Genomic DNA, 22063 nt, shown 5'->3' on the forward strand with positions numbered 1-22063 from the left:
CCGGGTCTCCGGCGGTTTTTCTTTGGGCGGCTGTGCCGGGCCAACGCCAGTTTCGGAAATTACCTCCCAAATTAGCAAAACCTCTTTTGTCAGCAGTGGAAACGCCATAACACAAGCCTCCGGGTGAAAACCCGCAGGCTTGTGTTTTCGAAATTCACCTGTCAAAGTTCCTTCACTACATCCATCACTAGAGAGATCACTTGCCCGATGGCCGAGGTAGCATCAAAGAGAGACTGCCACTTCTTCAAACGTTCCAACACAGGTCCAACCAGCGGCTTTTGTTCATCTCCTCCCTCTTGGATCAGATCTAACCACTGAAATGTAGCGTTTTTCTCCGTTTCAGAAACCTTGTCGGTATCCGCCATGGCTTCACGGAGTTGTTGGATCAGTCGACCCAGTTCGTCGAACGGACCATTGGATATATGAATGGTGGAACCATTATTCGCATAGTTCCCATAGTTGATCGTCCCGCTGTTGTTATAGATGTTAGCCATGCTTTCTCCTCCGTTTCCCTTCGATGACCTGGATATTCGACTGATTATCCGCATAATTCACTGTACCGCCGGCTTCCGCGTAGTTGATGATCCCACCGTTATTAAAGAAATTGTTTTTTGTCATTTTTCGATCCGTCCCCATCCTCTTTTTCATTTTGGCAACCATGGACTCAATGTTGTTCTCCGGGATGTTCGCCCGGCTTTCGGGCATTGGGTTCAAACGTGATTTCAGTCTTCCGGAAGGTTTCCAGACGGATTGCCCGAAAGAATCCATATCGCCGAAGACCAAAAAGGATTCCTTTGCCCGGGAGACCGCCACGTTGAGTAAGAAACGGGTGGTATCATAAAACGGAGTTTGGTCGGTTTGGCCTCCCAATGCGGCGGAGAAAAGAACGATGTCTTTTTCGGCTCCTTGCAGGGAATGGACAGTGTTTACGGTCAAGCCCTCGATTTGATATTCGTCCTTCAGATAACGCCGAATAAGAAAAGCTTGTTGGCGATAGGGGCTGACCACGGCAATGATGTCTTTTAGTTGACGTCGGCCCTGTTGCGTCCATTCATCCTTCATTTGATGGATCCACCAGGCGATCGTGGCCGCCTCCCGGTGGTTTTCCCAACTGCCCGATACATTTTCGGCGATGCCCTCGATATGGAGAAAACCCAACCGGGGCAAATCACCATAAGGTTCTTCTCCGGGAGCGGGATTTTCTTTGCAGGGAACCAATTGCTTATCGTAACAAAGGGTGTTGCAGTATTGGATGATATCCTCCGCACAACGGAAATGCTCTGTCAGCAACATGCCACCCAAGTAATCCGGTTTACCGAATTGGCTGATTTGTTGAGCCACTTTCATCACGCTTCCATTGGAAGCCGCGATACCGCTGTCGCAGAAGCGGTCAAACGCTTCGTCGCTGGTTAATAAACCGCACGTTTTCAGATTGGCCCTGTCTACAGGGGCATTGACGCGGGAAATAGGCTGCAATTGCTCGGTATCTCCCACCACCAATGCCCGATCCGCCAAGGCAAACACCGGTCCCGCTTGTTCCGGAGTGACTTGTCCCGCCTCATCGACGATCAGAAGATCGATAAAGTCATACAAATATTCCTTGGAATGACGCAAACGGCGGAAAAAGTTCGGAGCACTCGCCATGGTGGCCACAAAGCATGGGGTCAGTTTAGCGTAACGCTTCCATATGGTTTCGTCCTTCTCCACGGAAGGCCTGTCCCCTGATTGAATCTCCTCCATCCAACGAGCTTCCCAATAGTGAGTGGCCAACAGAAACGCCCGATAGCGCCAGTACGTGTCCAACTCATGAAAGAATTCTTTTTCCGGCGATTGATAGTGCCCCGTCCACGCTTCCCACTCTTGTTCAAGTTCTTCCAAATACTCCCGGAAGGCCTTCAGCTCGTCAAGTCGCTGTTGATGTTGATCGTATTCTTGCTTGGCTTCAAAGTCCTTGCGGGACAAGACGCTCTTCACATCCGCGTCTTTGTAGGTGGGGAAAGACTCATCCACTTGTTTTTTCCGCAGAAACGACTCATTGGCCGACACCTGCAAAAATTTGAACAGTCGTCGCCATAATGAGCGCCGATTCACCTCATCCAGCCAATCGGAGTAGATTTCACTCCATCGTTCATGGGTCTTACAAGCGTTTTCTTTTTTCGCCGAGAGCTCGGCAAGTGCTTGTTCCAACCCTTCCTTGGACTGAAATTCGTCCGCTAATCGCTGCTGGAGGCGCTGATGTTCATGAAAATGAGTCACTCGCTCCTCTATGGCTGAGCAGGTGCGGGCTAGCTCTTGATGCAAACGGGATCTTGCCTGGCTCAGCTCGCCGATGGGCTCTTCAAAAAATTGAGCACATCGGTTGAGGAAACCGTCCGTTTCCCCCTGTCGGTTCCCTTTTTCCAGCTCCGGATGAAAGCCGACCCACTCATTTCTGTGACGGCTTTGATTGAAATGACGTTTGATGCAGGGGTACCGGTCTTGATTTTCATCAAATTTGCCTTTCGAGGCACAAAACAATCCATAACTGTCGACTCCGGGAAGCCAACGGGAAGCCAATGGTCGCAAGCTCTCGGCTTGCGGTTTGACAGCTCCCGCTTTTTTAAAGCTGTCCAGGATGTTCAACACAGCTAAATTGTTACTAGATGCGGCCAAGATAACCGGAGGTTCGTCCTCATCCAATGCCCGCCGGATCCACAAGGAAGAGACCACGCTTTGCAGCAGGCTGGTTTTCCCCGTCCCCGGCGGTCCGTTCACTCCGAGAGTATGTCCTCTGTCTAAAGCGAAGAAGTGATGGAGCGCTTCCCGCTGGGATGCAGTGAGAGGATATTGATCCGTCATCTGCCCGTAATGGCGGATTCCGTACTCATGGTGATCAGATAGAAAGGTTTGCTTTTGCTCTTGTTTGGCACCGGTATATGTCTCAAACAACCGTGGCAGTTGTTTCTGCCGGGAAAGGTTTTGGTAACCGTAAGCGATATGCCAATGGGAGGCACTAGCCGTCTTTCCAAACCATACGAAAGGGTTTGAACCCGGGTAAAAGCCTCGCACTCCAAATCGATCCGGCTTTTTGCCGGTCACTGTTTGAAACAATTGCTCGGCATCCCGCCAAACCATCTCCCATGTTCCCCCTTTCGGATGGGGGTGCTTTTCCCGATATTTCTCCGATGCCGCCAATGGCCCCACGACTTCGAAGGAAGGCTCGTTAGGTTCCAAATACTTGCGCGGGATAAAAGGAGGATGCTCCTTATGCGGATGCAGGGAACCGTCTTCTTCCAAGGAAGCGGGGATGACCAAGGGAAACAGACGAACCGTTTTCCCGTCTTTTTTCTTTTGGAACAAAGGAAAAGGACAAATCGACAGATCGAGGGCGCCCTTCTTGCTCCAATCCGCTTTCTTCTCCACGTTCTCAAAGGAAGAAGGAGACAACTCCCCGGCTTTTATCTCCTCGAATGGAAGTTCAGCATATTTCTCTTTGATCTCTTCTTCCTTAAAATCCAATCGGTCACCGTCTTCCACGCTTTGCTTCCAGTAGTTCATCACTTTTTTCGCGTAATCCAAGAGCCATCCCCTTCGCAAATGTTATATGTGTTATATAAATAATTATAATTGTCCGTCGTTAAAACTTCCATATATATATATAAATCTTGATGATGAAACTCGCCAAAATTTGTGCGGGAAACAAAAAAGGAGCTCTGTGGGCCCCTTCCGATTGTGGACCATGTCTAAAGCAAGGGAGGTGGGTCGGTGTCCGGTGAAGCGACTTTTGGTCTCAAGTACCTATAGCCAAAATCATGGATGACCTGGAGATTGAGCCATATCAGCGAGCTCATTGAGTATGTGGCAGGGGATAATAATTAATCCAAACAAAACTACGAGGGCCCTTGGCCCTCGTAGTTTTGTTTATTTATTGCTTATAAAAAAGGATTATTCCATGTTTGGTATTTTCACTCCCTCACTAAAAAACATCACTGTCTTGACATACAGGAGAATCCTCCGCAGGATCGGTCAAGGATTGTGCGTTGATGACCTTTCTATTTTTGCGTAAACGAACGACAAAGAAGACCCCTTGATCATCCATCTCTTCGAACCGTTCTCTGTTCATGTATCCCCGATCTTGAACCATCACATGACGGGGCTGTTGTAACAGGGTGGGGGCCACGGGAGGAATCATGGGCTCGGACTGGGGAGGTTTCTACTTGTAACAGGGATTGATCCGCTGTATTTACCCGCACGTGCAACTTGACCCCTGCTTGATTTCCGCGAAAATGGGCCCAAAGCAAGCGCCCCTTTCCAACCGTGATGGTCGTGGAATCAAGAGCTTCAATAGGAAACGGGAGAGAAAAGGTTCTCCGAACGTTTCGACTCGTTCGTTGAATCACTGTATGAAGAATCTCCTGCATCATCTCAAAAGGAACTTCTCTGGCTTTCTTCGCCAAGGTGGAATGATCCACCGAAGGAAGTCCGGTGCAGGTCGGAAGTTGTTTTTCACTGTGTCGAAATCCCTTCCAACGCCCAATGGCAGCGGCGATCCAATATTTCAACAAGTCATAGGAGGAGAATTTTCGGGCGGCATCATGGTATTCATAAGCCGAGGCCAGTTGGGCATGTTCTTGTAAACCGTACAGAGATTGCAGAAGAGCGAAAAGTAAGGTATCTTGTTTCATAGAATGCTCCTTTGGTGTGATGTGTTTTGAAGTTGGGCCTTCAAACCATTGTACACAAAGGAGCTTCTTTTTTCCTAAACTTTGGCTAATCGACAGGCCTGATTGCAGACAATTGATTTTCAACTGGATCAAACCGTGGGTTTTCATTGTTTATAAGAAGGTTGAACAAATTGATGTTCCCTTGGTAATAAGTATCCAATTACAGTCCTCCTTGGAAAATACCAAATATAATTGCTCTTCAAATAATTATTCGTAGATCAGGGTTATTTTCAGGTCACTTTTTAAGCTAATTCACCTTGAGTTAGAAAATCCTACTTCACCGTTGCATCCATCACTGTAGATATCACTTGATCCACAGCGGATGTGGCTCCACAAAGACCCTGCCACTTCTCCAAACGCTTCAAGACAAGATTGACAAAAGATTTTTTCTCCCCTCGCCTCACGTCCTCCAGCATTTTATCAGATCGTGAAGTCATTGTTGATGTTGATCGTATTTTCGCTTGGCTTCGAAGTCCTTCCGGAACAAGACGGCCTTCACATTCTTTTATAATTATAATTGTTTGTCGAACTTGTTGTATCAAACTCAACTTTCGCAGAACGAAAATAGGTAAAATCCCTTGATACAGATGGAATGAAGGCACCTTGAATTCATCCTTTGATAATAGAAAAACACCACTCTGTTTGGTAAAGTGAATGTGCCAAGTAAACACTACCATACAGAAGAGGTTCCTTTTACAAACGCCGCCAAGAAGCGTTACTGCCAGCCCCACAAGTATCCCGATGATGGTGGATCGTGCGTTGACAGCAGGGGTGTCCGCTTCCTATGCGCTGATGGACAGTTGGTTCACTCACGCGCCGCTGATTCAGGAAATCGTCCACCGGGGACTGGACGACATCGGGATGGTCAAAAAAGATAACAAACGCTACCTCATCAACGCACGTTGATTGTCCTTGAAGGAGTTATATCGGGTTTCACCACGGGTGGAGGGAAAAGCCGTCACATCCTGCGTGCGATCCACAACCCAGCTCGCTCCCGGTATCCCGGTCTAGATGGTCTTTGCCCGGCATCGCACGAGTAAAAACGAGTGGCTCGCGACCCTCTCGACCGATCTTACATTATCTGTAGATGATGTAATTCGTATTTGGGATATCGAGGTCTTCTTCAAGTGCGCCAAATCGTTTTTTCGATTGCAAAAAGAATTCCAGGGTCGCTCCTATGTGCTCGTCAGTCATACAACAATTGTGTCCCGTTACATCCTGCAGGCATGGCAACACCGTCAAAGCACGGATGACCGAACGTTTGGCGGTTTATTTCATCTGCTTTGTGATGAGGTGGGCGTCTTGAATTGGGCGGTTGCTTTGCAACAACTCCTCGAGCTGATCCAAGAAGTAGCTACAAAGGCCGGTAAGAAGACTTCGTCACTAATTCAACGTCAACTCCACCAGTGGATGGAGTCTTTACCCCGATACATCAAGGTTTATCTCCCAATTCTCAGCTGCGAAAGTTGAGTATGAAACACTTGTACTGACGATCCCCCCTCCTTATAGGAAAGGAGGATCATTTTAATTATTTTCCTCTAATCTTTTGAATACAATCTAACCAATCATTCCAAATAGCTGGGTCGGCAGTATTACCATCTTTTAAAAATTGCATACTACCTAGCAAAAGTGCTATATCATCTGAATCGGTTCTTTTATAGTGTTCTTCTAAAAATAAAGCCATAGCTTCAAATGCCTCTTTTGATGACAAGTTCATTCAGTTTCACTCCATTATTTTTATTTAATGTTTCGAATTCTTTTCAAGGACTTCACGGATCGTCCTTTGCGGCTGTAACCAAATTTCCCGCCATGGGTGGTATGGCAAAAAGGAATCCTCCTTCCCGGATTTTCCTTAAGAAAATTCTTCTAAATTGTATCAGAGGGGAAATTCTCGTTCAACAGTCCTTTTGGACTATATCAAGTATCATTCACCTCGCCTCTAGCGAAGTGTCCGGAGGTCCCAACCGCTTAGCGGCTACACATGCTTTTCCTTTGGCGGCTGGTTGGGATCGATCTTCCCTACAATAAACCAAGGCATTAAACTGCCATCAGGCTGTTTTTTTCATTCACAAACAACCGGCCCCCAGTCAGGAAGCCGGTTGTTAGGTAAGATTTTTCATCCAGCGATTTTCCTACTTTCCGGCCTTTCCTTCTTTGCGTGATCGGTCGCGGAAAACATCGCGGCCGCGCACGTACTGGACGTCCTCCCGGTTTTCCCGGGCGTTGGCGGCCCGCGCCAGGGCGAAGAAGAGGTCGGAAAGGCGGTTGAGGTAGCGGCGGGCGGCATCATTGATTTCCCCGTGATCCGTCAAAGTGACCGCCCGCCGCTCAGCCCGGCGGACCACCGTCCGGCACAGATGCAGAGCGGAGGAGATGGTCGTACCCCCGGGCAGGATAAATTTTTTCACGGCCATCGCCTGGGACAAATACTGATCGATCAGCGGCTCCAGACGGTCTACCTGCTCCATCGTGATTTTGTAAGGCCTTTTCCCTTTGACCACTGCAAAGTCGCTGCCCACATCGAAGATCTCCTGCTGAACCTCTGTCAGAACTTCGATCATATCGGCATAGCGTTCCTGATCCCGTTCCGCCATCCGGGCGATCGCGTCACCTACAAAACAATTAGCCTCATCCACCGTTCCGCAGGCTTCCACCCGGGGATCGTCCTTGGGCACTCGGGCCCCGAATACCGCCGTTTCTCCGGCATCCCCTCTCCGGGTATAGATTTGCATTCTGACCGCTCCCTTCTGTGTATGAAAAATCCTGAGATTCAGGTGTGTTGATGAACCCTATTTAGGCGAGGAGGTCGTGTTCTACCAAGCTCCGGTTGCCATCCAGCAAGGCAGTGAAGACTGTCCGCTCCAAAGTTTCCGGTCGGGCAGGGGCAAAGCCGTTTGGAGTGTCACAAAGGAGAATCTTGCCCCTAAAGCGCCCTCCCTCCAGCTTCTCCGCTGCGTAGGATGACAAAAGTCGCTTAGCCAGAACACGACACCTCCCTTATCAGACCGAGTTATTGGATCATCAATAGGCCCGCTTCATCATCGACTTGTATTTGGCTCTTCCAGAACACGGTATAGCCGCTCCCAATCGGTATATTTTCGGACATGGGCGGCGAGCCGGTCGAAAGCCGCCTCTCTTCGCCGCGAGTGGGAAAACCGACTGCTTATCACCGGCCAGCCTTTTTCCCGGCGAATCTCATTGAGCCAAAACCGCCGAAAAGAATCGTTGTCAAAGATCCCGTGCAGATAGGTTCCCCAGACCCGGCTGTCGGCGGCGGTCCAGCCGTCCGGGTGAACCGTTTCGCCCTTTGAAGCCACTTGAAACAGAGGCCCTCCGCGGGAAGGTTCTGAAGATCCCTTCGTCGCCGTCTCTTCCCCGGACACGGATTTCATCCAACCCATGTGGATTTCATACCCTTCAACCGGTAAACCACGGCATTCGGACCAAGTCGACAAGTAGGAATCGACGTACCCCTCCACCCGCACCGTCCGCTTCTCCTTCGCATAGACCGTTTCAAAGGGAAAAAAACACAATCCCTCTGTTTCGGAGATGTCGGACTCCACCCGGTCCGGGTCCAACAATCGATGACCGAGCATCTGGTAGCCGGCGCAGATTCCCACCAAACGGGTTCCTCTCTGTACCCGGTCAACTACCGCGTTCGCCAACCCCGATTTCCGATGGGCGAGTAGATCCTCTGAGGTATTTTTACTGCCGGGCAGAATGATGGCATCCGGCCATCCGAGATCCTGCGGCTGACGGACGTAATAGAGATGGACATCCTCTTCCGCTTCCAAAGGGTCGAAATCCGTAAAGTTAGAAAGATGCGGGTGGCGGATGACAGCAATCCGGATCCGCCGTTTTTCGCCGGCCGCTCTATCCTCTCCTTCCGGCTTCGCATCGAGTGCCACGGAGTCCTCCGCTTCGATATCCAGATGCGGTAAATAAGGAATCAGTCCCAATACCGGTTTTCCTGTCCGTTCCTCCAGCCACCGAATCCCGGATTCCAACAGGGATGGATCTCCGCGGAATTTGTTGATTAGAAAACCGACCACCCGCTCTCGCTCTTCGGGTTCCAATAATTCCATCGTACCTATGATTTGAGCGAAGACACCTCCCCGGTCGATATCCGCGATCAGAATCACCGGGGCGTTAAACCACCGAGCCACCCGCATATTCACGATTTCCCGATCCTTCAGATTGATTTCCGCCGGGCTGCCCGCTCCTTCGATCACGATCCAATCGGCTCGCTTCTCCAGCCGTCTGTAGGAATCACTTAATACGGCCCACGCCTTTTCAAAAAAATCATCCCGATAGGACTGGGCCGTCATATCCGCATAGGGTTTTCCATGGACGACGATTTGGGAGCGCATTTCTCCGGCGGGCTTGATCAGGATCGGATTCATATCCGTCGTTGCCTCTACCCCGCAAGCATCCGCCTGGACTCCTTGCGCCCGTCCGATTTCCCCCCCGTCCCGGGTCACATAGGAGTTGAGAGCCATATTTTGCGATTTAAAAGGTGCCACCCGGTAGCCATCCTGAGTCAAGATCCGGCATAAGGCTGTGGCGAGAATGCTTTTTCCTACGTCGGATCCGGTTCCCTGAAACATGAGGTTCTTGGTCATTCGCATTGCCCCTATCCGAGTTGTGAAAAGCGATGGCCGAGCTTTCGACTTGGGAAAAGAGTCCCTCCCATCCGAAAATCACACCTCTTCTATTGCCTTTTTTCGTTTTATCCAACCGATCCATCGACCCGGCGCAACTGGTCCATCGGAACCACCGGCGCTTCCAATGCCCGGGCGATGGCACGAGCCCAGCCCAACCGGATTGGACCCGTCTCCGTATCCACCACTTCGGCACGTATGTTTCCCTCCGCCAGACGGCGAGCCGCCTGAAGGACCTCTTCCGTCGAAGAGGATTCCTTTCCCATCGATCCGCTCCGGCGGAGATTCACCCTGCCGTCGGTGAACAGAACAAAGCGCAAACGCCAATCCGGCTGTCGGGCCTGCCACCGGGCCAACCATTCCCGGCTCCGATCCAAGGCGAGGGCCAAGGGGGTGTTCCCTCCGCTGGGAAGGCGTTTTAGTGCCTGTGTCGCCGCCTGGACACTCCGCGACGGCGGCAGCACCGTCTCCGTCCGACCGTTCCGGAAGCTGAGCAAGGCAAACCGCTCCCGGCGCCGGTAACATCCTTCCACCATCGATTGGACCGCCCCTTTCACCTGTTCCATTCTTCGAAAACCGGCCATCGATCCGCTGGTATCGATCAGGAAAAGGACCCCCTCCCGGGGTGGACGGACCATCACCTTTCGCCGCAGATCCTCCGGTTGTAAAAGGGAGCCCCCCGCTGATGAGACTCCGGCCCGAACCGCGGCCGCCCAGAGACTCCCGTTCCAATCGATGCGAAAGGAACGAACCTCGGCAGGATCCGTCAGGGTACGAGACCGGACCCACCGCCCTTGACGAGGATCCTCATCAAGGGCAGCCCTGCCTTTGCCGGGGGAAACCGATCCTTTAGACACCTTCCCCGGTTTCTCCCGCCGGTCCGTTCCCTTTTTCAACCGTGAATCGGCATCCACCCGAAACCAACTATCGACGGGAAAGAGTTCTTCCCTGAGGGGGGATTCAAAGGGGGAGGAGAGAGCGTCTGGGGTCTGGGCTTTCCCCTGTTCCCTCGCTTCTTGATTCTCCGGGCCTGCCGCTGTGACAGGCTCCCTCTCCTTTCCGCTATCATCCGAAAAAGAACGGGGTGAAAGGTCTTTGGAACCTTCTGTCTCCTGTTGATCCATGCTTTCATCGGATTTCTTTTCTTCCCCGGAATGGGAGAAGGACGGGGAGGAAGAAGCGGTAGACTCTTCCTCCTCCGTCGGACCGTCCGCATTCTCCCCGCTGTCGGGGGAAGATTCTTCCCCCCCGCTTCCCCCTCCGGAGGGATCCGGGTCGGGTTGCCACGGCTGCCGGGCTCGATGCATCAGGGCCAAGTGCGCCGCCCGGCGAACATCCTCCGCCGTGGCCTCCTCCCGCCCTTCATAGGCGGCCAAAGCCTTCGCCGCTTCACAAATGACCAAATCCGCCCGTACACCTTCCGCATCCGCCTCCAAAGTGATCCGCGCCACCTGTTTCAGCTGTTCTTTGGATAACACCACCCGGGGCAAGCGGTCTCTCGCCTCGATCAACCGTTGGGCCACCCGGGTCTGCTCTCCTTCCCAACGTCGGCGAAATCCTTCCGGATCTCCGTCAAATGCCATCCGCCGTTCCATGACAGCCAACCGCTCTTCCGGGGTATCCGGAGTCTTCACTTCCACAGCCAGCCCGAATCGGTCCAGCAGTTGGGGGCGAAGCTCCCCTTCCTCGGGATTCATCGTCCCCACCAACAGGAACCGGGAAGGATGGGAAACGGAAAATCCTTCCCGTTCCACGCGGTTCCATCCGGATGCCGCCGCATCCAGCAGATTATCCACCAGATGATCTTCCAACAGATTCACTTCGTCCACATAGAGTACTCCCCGGTGTGCCCGAGCCAGCAAACCCGGCTCAAACCGGCGTTCACCCCGGGTCATGGCCGCCTCCAGATCCGGATGGCCCAACAGGCGATCCTCCATCGCACCCAGCGGCAATTCCACCACCCGCGGCGGCACCCTTTCCGCCTTCCCTCCCTGGGGCGTTCCTTGGCAATGAGGGCAGAAGGAAAAGGGTTGCTCCGGATCGCATCGGTGGGGACAATCCGGGACGGCGGAAACCGGCGGAAGCAATTCCGACAAGGCGCGGACAGCGGTTGATTTTCCATTTCCCTTGTCCCCCTGGATCAGGACGCCTCCCACCCGGGGAGAGACCGCGTTTAACAGAAGGGCTGTCTTCAGATCCTCCTGACCGACGATGGCGGAAAAGGGAAAAAGATGTTGCTGTTCACTCATGGTTCTCACTCCCTTTGGTGGCACCTTCCATCCAACCCTCTGCTTCGAGGAGCGCTTCGGCAAGAGATTGAACCGTCTCCGGGCGGGGCTCTTTCCACATGCCGCGCTGAGCCGCCTCCAAGAGACGCTCCGCGATATCTTTCATCGCCCAGGGATTGGACTCCTTCAGAAAGCGCCGAACACTCTCATCCAGCACATAGCGCTGGCTCAGCCGCTCGTACATCCAATCGTCGACCACCCGGGCCGTAGCGTCATAACCGAATAAAAAATCCACTGTGTTGGCCATTTCCAACGCTCCCTTGTATCCGTGGCGACGGACAGAGTCCAACCATTTCGGGTTGACGACCCGGGTCCGGAACACCCGGAGCGCTTCCTCCGACAGATGGCGCACGCGCACGAACCGGGGATTGGAGGAATCGCCGAAGTACATGGAGGGGTCTTTCCCCGTCAAGGAGCGAACGGTAGCCACCATGCCCCCGTGCTCTTGAAAATAATCGTCACTGTCAAAGATATCGTGTTCCCGGTTATCCTGGTTTTTGGTCGCAATCTGAACCCGGCTCAGCCGGTTTCGGAACTCCGCCGCCGCCGGTTTGCCGTACCGTTCCCGGGTGTAGGCATAACCGGACCAGGTGGTATACACCCGGGCCAAATCCTGATCATCCTGCCATTCGCGGCTCTCAATCAACGGAAGCATCCCGGAACCGTAAGTACCGGGCTTACTTCCAAACACCCGGTACAAAGATGTCTCCAGCGCCTCTTTTCGGGGTAGACCGGAGGCTTCCTTTTCCTCGGCCTCTTCCCGGACATTCCGGGCGAGTGGATTTTGTTCCGGCGGTTCATTCAGGTGACTCACCATCTCCACTGCCTGGTTCAACAGATGGACCAGATGGGGGAAAGCATCCCGGAAAAATCCGCTGATCCGGACGGTGACGTCCACCCGGGGGCGGTTCAACTCTCCCAAGGGGATCACTTCCAGATCAACGACGCGGCGGCTCTCCTGGCGCCAGACGGGGCGAACCCCGAGCAGGGCGAAAATCTCGGCGATATCATCCCCCCGGGTGCGCATCGCCGAAGTTCCCCAAACCACAATCCCCACTGATTCGGGATACGTCCCTGTCTCTTCCAAATACCGATCGATCAGTTGATCGGCCAATTGTTGTCCCACGTGCCAGGCTCCGGGAGAAGGCAGGGATCGGGGATCGACGGAGTAGAAATTGCGTCCTGTCGGCAAGATGTCCGGCATCCCCCGGGTGGGGGAACCGCTGGGACCGGAAGGGATCCACCCGCCCCGAAGACCGTGGAGGAGATTTCCGATCTCTGCGGGAGTTTGCAGCAGACGGGGCCACAACCCTTCCCTCGCGTAGCGGATGACATGGTCGGAGGCGGTGTCCGGAGCAAGAAGAGCGGAAGGGAGTGACACCGGAGCGGCGGTCTCTGCCTGGTCCCCCGTCCAACCCAGTTCCGGCTGGATCACCCGGGTCCGGAGCAACTCCCTGGACAAACGCACCACTTCTTCCCGGACATCCCCGACCGTATACCGGTTTTTCCGTTCTCCGCCCATCTCCGGAAGCGGATCTTCCCAAGCTTTCCCCAGCCCGTCCTGCAATGCGTCCCAGTCCAGCCCCAGATCGGCGGCAACGGCTTCGGGCAGCGCCTGGACGGAACCGGTGGGCAATTGCAGCATTCCGTACAATAAATCCGTCCAAGATTCCTCCTCCCGAGGGAGTTGTCCCATGATATGAAGTCCGTCCCGGATCTGGGCCGATTTCAGCTCGCAGATATACCCGTCGATCTCTTCCATGAACCCTTCAAAATCCTCGGGATAGCTTTCCTGCTGCAAATCCCGGTCCAGACGGGCCTCTACCACCGTCTCCCAGATCTCCTGTTCGATCAGGGGCAGTTTTTTCGGATCAAGAGCCTGCAACTGACTGTGTTCATCCATCAATTGCTCCAGACGGGCCAGTTCGTCGTAGGTATCGGCGGAGGTGAGAACCGGGACCAGATGATCGACGATCACGGCGTGACTGCGCCGTTTCGCCTGGGTCCCTTCCCCCGGGTTATTGATGATATAGGGATAAAAATGAGGCAAATCATCCAGAACCACTTCCGGGAAACAGGCGCTGGACAGGCCCGTTCCCTTCCCCGGAAGCCATTCCATCGTTCCATGTTTCCCCACATGGACCACAGCGTCCGCCCCGAAGCCTTCCTTCAGCCAGTAATAATAACCGATGTAATGATGGGTGGGAACCAAGTCGGGACTGTGGTAAATGGCGATCGGGTTATCGCCGAATCCCCGGGGCGGCTGTAAACCGACAAAAACATGACCGAAGCGAATCCCGGGAATCACCAAGTCGTCCCCGTACCGGAAAACCTCTCCCGGGGGGGTTCCCCACACCTCTTCGATCCGCTCCCGGGATTCAGGAGGGATTCGTTTCCAGCGCCGCCGGTACGCTTCCTTTCCTAACTTTCCTTCCGCACGGGCCAACTGCTCTTCCGTCAGAAAATCCCGGTCATTGCTGCACCGTTCAATCAGCCGGGCCACCAACTCGTCGCCGTCCTCGGGAAGGGGTTCCGAGCCGAGGTCATATCCCTCCTCCGCCAGCGCATGCAGGATCCGGACCATGGAATCGGGAGTGTCCAGACCGACGGCATTCCCGATCCGGGAATTTTTAGTCGGATAATTGGTCAACAAAAAGGCGATTTTTTTCTCATAAACCGGCTTCCGCCTCAGCTGGACCCAACGGGCCGCCAGCCGGGCCAAAAAATCGGTGCGGTCCGTCAGCGTTTCGTAGCGGCGAAGGGCGGGTTCCTCCCGGACCGTCTCTTTAAAAGAGAAAGGAACCGTGATGACGCGACCGTCCAACTCCGGCATGGCCACATTCATCGCCGTATCCAGAGGAGCGATCCCGGCGTCACTCTCCTCCCACCGCTTCCGTTCATGAAGGGATACAATCCCCTGAAAAACCGGCACATCCAGCCGGTCAATCCAGGTATCCCCTCTTCTTTCCTGCCCCTCCGAATCCCGATGGGCGGAAAAACTCATGGTGATAATCAAAGCATCCACCACCGTCTCGCCCTTTTCATCCGTCAACAGTGGAAGAGCTGAGTTCTGCTGCTCCTCGTCCCGCCCCTCCTTCAGGCTCTGTGTAAATACCGGAAGCGGGATGCATCCCCGGGTACGCAGAGCTTCCATCAGATCATCCACAAATCGCAGGTTGCGACTCATCCAGTGAGCCCGGTAAAACAGAATCCCGATCACCGGCGGTTTTTCCCCGCTTGTATCCTTCTCCGACTGAATCCTCCGAAGCTCATCGGGTTCCCCCGTTTGCCGCCACCCGTTGAGGTCCAGGGCATCCAGCCCGCCCGGACGATAGATACCGGACCAGGGCAGTTTCTCCGGTTCCCTGAACCCGTAATCCGTCCCCAACCAGGTATCGCTGATCATCCGGAGCATCTGAACAAAATTGCGGACACCTCCGTACACAGCATAGATCATGGCCCGATTGGATTCGGCGGCGGAAACATTGGTCGCTTCCTGCAGTTCCGGATACGGCTCCTGATCCCCGGGCCAGGCGAGGAGAGGCACCCTTCGCCGGTGGCAATGTTTCACGATCCGGTCAAAGGAAGCGGCGTGGGCTTTTCGACCGCCTAACAAGCGCAAAATCACTACCTTTGCCGCCTTCAGGTGTTGATCCAGAAACGCCTCCGCCCGCTCATCCTCCTCCGCCCAGTCCGTCACATTGGCGGTACGGACCGGTGAAAAATCGGCAGGCAGATGCTCCACCGCCGCTCCCAGGGTTAATAGATCCGTATCCGCTGTCGTCAAATAGAGAAGCACCCTTTTTCCCTCCTTTGATCCTCCGAATTCGTTTATTTCCCCGCCGTCTGCCGCCCCAGCACCTCTCCCTGCAAACTGATCAGAATCACTTCTCCTTCCGGTTTCCCCGCTGTTGCTCGGATCCGGTCCACAAGGGTGCGGCACAAGGCGTCAAAAAAAAGACGATTTCCCCGTTGCCGCATCAATTGCCCCACCCGGTTGGCGGTCGCGGCGGAGAGGATCTGCCTCACATCCGCTTCGGAAGCCCCTGTCTCCCGGGCCACCCGGGCCAAAAACGGCAAATCCACCGAAGCACTTCCGGAGTGTAACTCCAAATGGCCCGCCGCCGCTTTGGAAAGCTTCCCCATCATCCCTACCAGGTGAATCCGCCGGATGGACGAGTGCCGGGAACAGGTTTTTAATGCATCCCCCAGGAAATCAGCCATCTCGATAAACGCCTCTTGCGGCAAATGCGGGTATAACCGCATCGCCGCTTTCTCGCTCCTACCTCCGGTGGTGAGAACCAACTCGCCGCATCCATTGGCGGCGGCCACACGGACCGCCTGTATCACACTGGCCCGGTAGGCTGCTGTCGAGTAAGGACGAACCACCCCGGTTGTCCCCAGGATGGAGATCCCTCCGATGATTCCCAGGCGCCCATTCAGGGTCTTCCGGGCGATCTCCTCTCCTCCCGGCACGGACAGGATCGCCTTGACTCCCTGCTCCTTCAGGGAAGAACCGGCCACCTCCTCCACCGACTGCCGGATCATCCGGCGGGGAACCGGATTGATCGCCGCTTCTCCCACCGGAACACTTAATCCCGGTTTCGTCACCCGTCCGACGCCTTCACCGCCATCCAGGAGAAAACCCGGCTCTTTCCGCCAGGAAACGGTGGCCTTGATCACTGCCCCATGGGTGGCATCGGGATCATCCCCGCCGTCCTTAACCACTCCGCAGCGGGCACCGTTCGGATCAAAGGCGAGATCGACCAGATCGAAGGAAACCCGATCGCCGATGGGAAGCTGAATGTCGACGCAGGAGAGGGACCGCTGGCTCTGGAGCGCGAGCAGGGCTCCCTTGACGGCGGCGGCGGCACAGGCCCCGGTGGTAAAACCGGTTCGCAACCGCCGCTTTTTCCCGTTCACCGTCACCTCTTCCCATTGGGTCACCCGTTTTGGACTATCCGGGTTCTTTTTCGATTCCCGTTTCATCGCGAACCCCCCGATGCTTCCCAAGCCAGCCGGACAACCTCCTCAGGGTCAAACGAACAAGGAACTCCCTTCACCGGGGCAGGACGGCGGATGATCACGACCCGGATCCCCCGGTTCAGGGCACTATTCACCTTTTCTTCCACCCAGGGGAGTCCTCCGCTTTCCTTGGTGATCAACACATCGACAGCGAAATGATCATAGAAAGCCCGGTTCAACGAAGCCCCGAAGGGTCCCTGAAGGGCGATCACGTCAGAGGGATCGATCCCCAGGGAACGGCAACGGCGGAGATTATCCACCGTGGGCAGAAGGCGGACCACCAGGCGCACCCCTTTTTCCGGCAACAATCGCTTCGCGAAGATGTCCAACTGCTTGCTCCCGGTCGTCAATAAAACGGTTCCTTTCAAGGCGGCGGCTTTTTCCGCCGCTTCCCGGGCATGGTTGACCCAGTACAAACGGGGAGAGGAATCGGGAATCAGGGGAGGCCGTTCGAACCGGACACAGGGGATCCCTGCTTTTTCAGCAGCATCAGCCGCTTCCCGGTGGGCTTCGGCGGCGTGGGGATGGGTGGCGTCCACCAACAACCGGGCTTCACGCCTCCAGAGCAATTCCGCCAACCCGTCCCGGTCCAGCCGACCGGAACGCACCGGAATTCCCTGTTCCCGGTAGGGAGCGGCCCCATGTCCGGTAGCGGTGGAAACCAGCACCGGCAGGGATTGAGCTGTGATTCGGTGCACCAAATCCGCCGCATCCCGGGTCCCCGCCAAAACGATGATCATTCCGGGACTGAACCTCCCGGCCCCGTCCGTTTCATCTCCGGGTTTGCAACCTCTTCTGCACCCAGGTCGTACCGATCCCGATACCCCCTCGGTGTTACCATCCATCCCTGAAAGAATTCCGTACGGGAGTTGCCGATCAAAACCGTGGTCAGCATGTCGATCTCTCGGTCCGGCATCTCTTCCAGCGTCGTCCGAAGGATGGTTTGGCCGGGACGATAGGCGTTTTTGACCAGAACGACGGGGGTTTGGGGGGATCGGTATCGGAGGAACATGCGGCGAACTTCTTCGATCTGCCACTTCCGCCGCTGGCTGCGGGGATTGTAGAGAGCCGTGACAAAGTCGCCGCCGGCGGCGGCCTCCACCCGTTTTCGAATCACATCCCAGGGGGTGAGTAAATCGCTCAGGCTGATGGAACAACTGTCGTGCATCAACGGCGCACCGACCAGAGAAGCACAGGCATGCGCCGCCGCTATTCCCGGAACAACCGTCACTTCCGGCCCGTCCTCCTCTCTCCATCCCTGTTCCGACATCACCTCGAACACCAACCCCGCCATTCCATAAACGCCGGCGTCGCCGCTGGAAACTACCGCTACGCGTTTTCCTTCCCGAGCCATCCGAAATGCCGTTTGCGCCCGGTCCACTTCTTCCGTCAGGGATTTGGCAATCACCTGTTGATCGGACAACAGATGTCTCACCTGTTCCACATATCCGCGATAACCGATAACCACCTGAGACTGTCGGATCGCCTCGATCCCCCGGAAGGTCATGAAATCTGGGTCCCCGGGCCCGAGCCCGACGATCCGGATCTCTCCTTCCGTCTGTTGATGCTGTTTCATCCTTTCACCCTTCATTCTCCGGGATCTTATCCCGTTTGTAACCAGCCTCTTCTCCATAAATCGGAGATTTTTTCCCCTTCTATGGTTTATGCACTTCCAAATGATCGCCGGTATGGGAATGACCATGGTGATGGTGACTATGACCGTGATGGTGGTGATGAGCCCCTCGCTTCCCGTACCGGCCTTCGGCCAATTCCCGCATCCAGTCATGGTCATACGCAGTAAATTCTTCGGCGATCGCTTCCCGCACCCGTTGCTCCAGTACATCCATGACCAGGGATTCCAGTCCGAAATAGCGGGTAAGGAGAAATTCGGTCTCCGGGTGTTTTTCTTTCCGGTTCAAGGTGATCCGAGCGATTTTTTTATACAGCTTTCCGGTAAACAGGAAATAAGGGAGAACGACCACTTTTTTCATTCCCAGGCGGAGACAACGGTCGATCCCGCCTTCCAGATCGGGTTGTGTTAAGCCGATAAACGCATTTTCCACGGTATCGTAGGAGGTACGCTCCCAAAGCATGCGGGACAGCTTATAGAAATTACTGTTGGCCACTGGGTCACTGCTGCCCCGTCCAACCATCAACACCGACTTCCCTTCGTTGTTCCCGTGGGGATCTTCCCCGACTTTCTCCAGACAGGAAAGCAGCACCTCCATCATCTTCTCATGGAAACCGAGGTGCGCCCCATAACGGATCGTAAGCTGAGGATGCCGCTGGCGGGCATATTCCAATTCTCGCGGAATGTCTTCGGTAAAGTGAAGCGCATCCAGCAGCATGATCGGAATGGCGGTAATCTCGGTCGCTCCCTTGGCGACACAATGATCCACCCCTGTCTGGACATCGGGGGCTTCAAACTCCAAAAAACAAAATTCCACCTGGTGTTCCGGCAAGCGGATTTTCATTTTCTCAACCATCTGCCGAAACTCGTCACACCCCTCCGAATCCCGGCTTCCGTGTCCGATCAACAAAATGGTATGCATCGAATATTCCTCCTTCACGGTTTGCCTTTTCGGTGCAAAAGTCGTCTGTCTCGGGAAAGCAACCCTCTCATTCAAAAACCATCGGGCAACCCGGCGCGGAGTCGGAAATCGGCCCCTGCACCCCGTTGTCGTTCATGCTCAGACATGCCCTGGCAATCGCCCCAAGTCCGCCAAGGCCACCGACAGCGTCGCATTCCGGCTTTTCTCCTTTTCCACCAGCAGCCGGTCCGCACCGGCATTCAGCAGAGCGGCGGGTTGACTGACGGCGTAGGCTCCCGTCACCGCCCAAACATAATCAGAGGGCCGGGGAATGGGAATTCGGTTCAATTCCTCCGGAGCGTAAAAGCATAGCGGCCACTGATAGCGTTGAGCCAACTCCCGCAATCCGTCCTCATCTCTTTTCAGCGTGATACTGGCCAAACAGCGAATACTGGCGAGGGAAAGGCGGTTCTCTTGCAAGGTCTGCCGGATCAACGCTTCCATTTCCTCCGCCGGTGCTCCCCGGCTGCAACCCACTCCGAGAACGAGAGAGCGCGGGCGAAAAAGCACTCCTTTTTCCCGAAGGGACTCCTCCCGTGATCCCAACAGCCGGTGGGTGATGAGAATCCACCCCGACCCTTTCCACCCGGACTGCAGTGCTTGCTCGCAGGAAGAAAAACAGGTCCAGTTTTCCGGCAGTGCATCCGGATCCAACTTTTCTCCGCTCTCCTGGATCAATCCCACCGGTTCCCCGTTGACGGATGCGGCACTAACCTGAGTCAGATTCTCCTCTCCTTCCAGTGTCCAGCCCCATTCGCGTCCCAACTGATCCACCGCCAACGTTCCTTGCACTTCGGAAGCGGTGGTAATGACGGGAATCCCTCTGATCGCCGAACCCACCTTCCGGGCCAAATCGTTGGCCCCACCCCGGTGGGCGGATACCAGACTGATCGCGTACCGACCGGCTTCATCCGCTACCACGACCGCCGGATCCCGGGTTTTACTTTGGAGCAACGGGGCGATCAAGCGTACCGCCGCTCCCAGGGCGATCAACAAAACCAAGTAGTCATAGCGGTGAAAAAGATCCGCGATCACGGGTCGGACGGGAGGGGAAAAATGGTACACCCGGTGGTCATCTCCATCGGCAGCCCCTGTCGGCACGGTCCCGCGGAATTTTTCCGGGAGATAGGCATCGGCTTTCGGAAAAGCGGACCGAAGTCGAGCCAGGGTGCGGCACCCGTTGCCAGTAACAGCCAAAAGGGCGGTCTTTCCCCGATCGGAAGCCGGCTGGCCCCACCCCGGTTTCCCGCCGCTCACGGGGACTTCACTCTTTTGCGGAAAAGGTGGGTGTGCCCGGGATCATACAACCGGGAGCGGTGCTCTCCGCTTTCCAAGAGCGACGGGTCCAGGGCCCGGCCCACCAGGATCATCGCCTGCCGGGTGATCTTTGCGGCGCGCATCTCCCGGCTCAGCTCGGCCAAGGTGGTGTGAATCACCTGTTCTTCCGGCCAGGTTACCTTCTCTGCGATCACCACCGGAGTATCCTCGGCCATCCCTGCCTCCCGGAGCTCTGCCACCACCCGATCGACTAAAGCGGCACTCAAAAAGAGGGCCAGAGTAGCGGAATCGCGCGCCCATTTCCGAAGCTCCCCTCCCGGAGGCAACGGAGAGGCCCTTCCGCCGGTCCGGGTAAACACCACGGTCTGGCTGATCTCCGGCACCGTCAGCTCCGATCCGATCCGGGCAGCGGCGGCAAAAGCGGCGCTCACTCCCGGAATGATTTCAAAGGGGATCCCCTCCCGGCGCAACCGGACCACTTGTTCCAGGATCGCCCCGTAAATCGACGGATCGCCGGAATGGACCCGTGCCACCACTCGGCCTTTCCGGGCCTGTTCCACCATTGCGGTCACGATTTCATCCAGATGCATCTCTGCACTGGATAACAGACGGGCCTCCGGCTTCACCTCCTCGAACAGCTCCTCGCTGACCAAGGAAGAAGCATACAAAATCCAGTCGGCTTGCCTCAGAATGCGGGACCCTCGCAGTGTGATCAGCTCGGCGTCCCCCGGGCCGGCCCCGATCAGATAGACCGTTCCTCTCTCCACCGGCTTGCCCACGGATTCTCCCTCCCTTGTCCGTCTTTCTTAAGGATCATCAATGTGAAATAAGGAAGGGTCCGGCCTTTCAGTTCTGATAGATCGTGGCAAACCACCTCCTCCCGGGTGGAAACCCGGGTCATCACGCAGGCCTTTTCCAACCAGCCCTTCTGAGAAAGAACATCGATCAGAGAATCCAACACCTTGGCCACTTTCAATAAAACCACGGTATCATGGGTCCGCATCCACTCTTCCAGCTCTTCTGCCCGCGCCGGCGCCGGAAGGATCGCTATTTTTTCCTCCCCTTCAGCCAAGGGGAGTTGCAAACAGGCCGCCGCTCCGTGAACCGAAGAGACCCCGGGGATCACTCGAATCGGGACCTCTTCCCCTTGGGCTTTGATCCCCGTCATGACATGAATGAAAGTGCTGTACATCAACGGATCTCCCTCCGTGATAAAAGCAACATCCCTCCCCTCCCGGAGGGGTTGCCACAGACGGCGAGCGGCCTCTTCCCGAGCGGCGCGCCGGACGCTTTCCCCTCCGTCCATGGGAAAAAGCAGGGGGAGCTGTTCCTGTTGATCCGGGTCGATCCACTCCTTCACGATGTTCAAAGCATAGCTTTCCCGGTCCGGACGGCTTTTCGGATAAGCAATCACCGGGGTGGAGGTCAAAATCCGGTGCGCTTTAAATGTGATCCACTCCGGATCACCGGGGCCGACACCGATTCCATACAAGGTTCCTGTCGAGGTTTTCATCCGC

16 protein-coding genes and 1 pseudogene are annotated in these 22063 nt (G+C 55.3%); 1 reads left to right on the forward strand and 16 read right to left on the reverse strand.

Annotated elements, in window-relative coordinates; translation table 11 throughout:
• Positions 1-161: 161 nt before the first annotated feature.
• From CHM34_RS03080 to CHM34_RS19190, 4 genes are all read right to left on the reverse strand, one after another.
• Complete coding sequence (locus CHM34_RS03080; protein WP_094263142.1) at positions 162-494, reverse strand: hypothetical protein; 333 nt, start codon at positions 492-494, stop codon at positions 162-164.
• Positions 487-3558, reverse strand: coding sequence for a DEAD/DEAH box helicase (locus CHM34_RS03085; protein ID WP_094263143.1), 3072 nt, complete (start codon positions 3556-3558; stop codon positions 487-489). Before CHM34_RS03085 ends, CHM34_RS03080 begins: the two co-directional genes overlap by 8 nt.
• A 397-nt stretch (positions 3559-3955) precedes the next feature.
• Complete coding sequence (locus tag CHM34_RS20110; RefSeq protein WP_141201622.1) at positions 3956-4171, reverse strand: transposase; 216 nt, start codon at positions 4169-4171, stop codon at positions 3956-3958.
• On the reverse strand, positions 4071-4664 hold the full coding sequence (locus tag CHM34_RS19190) for a hypothetical protein (protein WP_094263144.1): 594 nt from the start codon (positions 4662-4664) through the stop codon (positions 4071-4073). The genes CHM34_RS20110 and CHM34_RS19190 overlap by 101 nt, the downstream gene beginning before the upstream one ends.
• A 718-nt stretch (positions 4665-5382) precedes the next feature.
• Here CHM34_RS19190 and CHM34_RS20320 point away from each other — a divergent pair.
• Positions 5383-6173: pseudogene (locus CHM34_RS20320) on the forward strand (IS4 family transposase); the annotation flags it as partial.
• 58 nt (positions 6174-6231) lie between these two features.
• On the opposite strand, the gene CHM34_RS03105 reads toward CHM34_RS20320, so the two are convergent.
• The 12 genes from CHM34_RS03105 to cobI form a co-directional block, all read right to left on the reverse strand.
• Positions 6232-6420, reverse strand: coding sequence for a hypothetical protein (locus CHM34_RS03105; RefSeq protein WP_094263146.1), 189 nt, complete (start codon positions 6418-6420; stop codon positions 6232-6234).
• 415 nt (positions 6421-6835) lie between these two features.
• Positions 6836-7435, reverse strand: coding sequence for a cob(I)yrinic acid a,c-diamide adenosyltransferase (locus CHM34_RS03110; RefSeq protein ID WP_094263147.1), 600 nt, complete (start codon positions 7433-7435; stop codon positions 6836-6838).
• A 306-nt stretch (positions 7436-7741) separates the two neighbouring features.
• Positions 7742-9325, reverse strand: coding sequence for a cobyric acid synthase (locus CHM34_RS03115; protein ID WP_094263148.1), 1584 nt, complete (start codon positions 9323-9325; stop codon positions 7742-7744).
• Positions 9326-9432: 107 nt separating this feature from the next.
• A complete protein-coding gene (locus tag CHM34_RS03120; RefSeq protein WP_094263149.1) occupies positions 9433-11613 on the reverse strand; it encodes a VWA domain-containing protein in 2181 nt (726 codons plus the stop codon).
• The gene (gene cobN / locus CHM34_RS03125; protein WP_094263150.1) at positions 11606-15451 is read right to left on the reverse strand and encodes a cobaltochelatase subunit CobN; all 3846 of its coding nucleotides are present in this window, start codon (positions 15449-15451) and stop codon (positions 11606-11608) included. The genes CHM34_RS03120 and cobN overlap by 8 nt, the downstream gene beginning before the upstream one ends.
• 32 nt (positions 15452-15483) lie before the next feature.
• Entirely contained in the window at positions 15484-16641 is a 1158-nt protein-coding gene (locus CHM34_RS03130; protein ID WP_094263500.1) for a cobalt-precorrin-5B (C(1))-methyltransferase, read from the reverse strand.
• Positions 16638-17417: a precorrin-6A reductase gene (gene cobK, locus CHM34_RS03135; protein ID WP_169713559.1), complete on the reverse strand. Its 780-nt coding sequence runs from the start codon at positions 17415-17417 to the stop codon at positions 16638-16640. Before cobK ends, CHM34_RS03130 begins: the two co-directional genes overlap by 4 nt.
• On the reverse strand, positions 17414-18253 hold the full coding sequence (gene cobJ, locus CHM34_RS03140; protein WP_094263152.1) for a precorrin-3B C(17)-methyltransferase: 840 nt from the start codon (positions 18251-18253) through the stop codon (positions 17414-17416). Before cobJ ends, cobK begins: the two co-directional genes overlap by 4 nt.
• Positions 18254-18332: 79 nt before the next feature.
• The gene (locus tag CHM34_RS03145) at positions 18333-19229 is read right to left on the reverse strand and encodes a sirohydrochlorin chelatase (RefSeq protein ID WP_094263153.1); all 897 of its coding nucleotides are present in this window, start codon (positions 19227-19229) and stop codon (positions 18333-18335) included.
• A 138-nt stretch (positions 19230-19367) separates the two neighbouring features.
• Entirely contained in the window at positions 19368-20525 is a 1158-nt protein-coding gene (locus CHM34_RS03150; RefSeq protein ID WP_094263154.1) for a cobalt-precorrin 5A hydrolase, read from the reverse strand.
• Positions 20522-21325, reverse strand: coding sequence for a precorrin-4 C(11)-methyltransferase (gene cobM, locus CHM34_RS03155; RefSeq protein ID WP_240511847.1), 804 nt, complete (start codon positions 21323-21325; stop codon positions 20522-20524). The genes CHM34_RS03150 and cobM overlap by 4 nt, the downstream gene beginning before the upstream one ends.
• Positions 21289-22059 (reverse strand): precorrin-2 C(20)-methyltransferase, encoded by a 771-nt coding sequence (gene cobI, locus CHM34_RS03160; protein WP_094263155.1) that lies wholly within the window; start codon positions 22057-22059, stop codon positions 21289-21291. Before cobI ends, cobM begins: the two co-directional genes overlap by 37 nt.
• Positions 22060-22063: the final 4 nt, after the last annotated feature.

The organism is Paludifilum halophilum (assembly GCF_002245355.1).
In the GTDB taxonomy this organism is placed as follows: domain Bacteria; phylum Bacillota; class Bacilli; order Thermoactinomycetales; family DSM-45169; genus Paludifilum; species Paludifilum halophilum.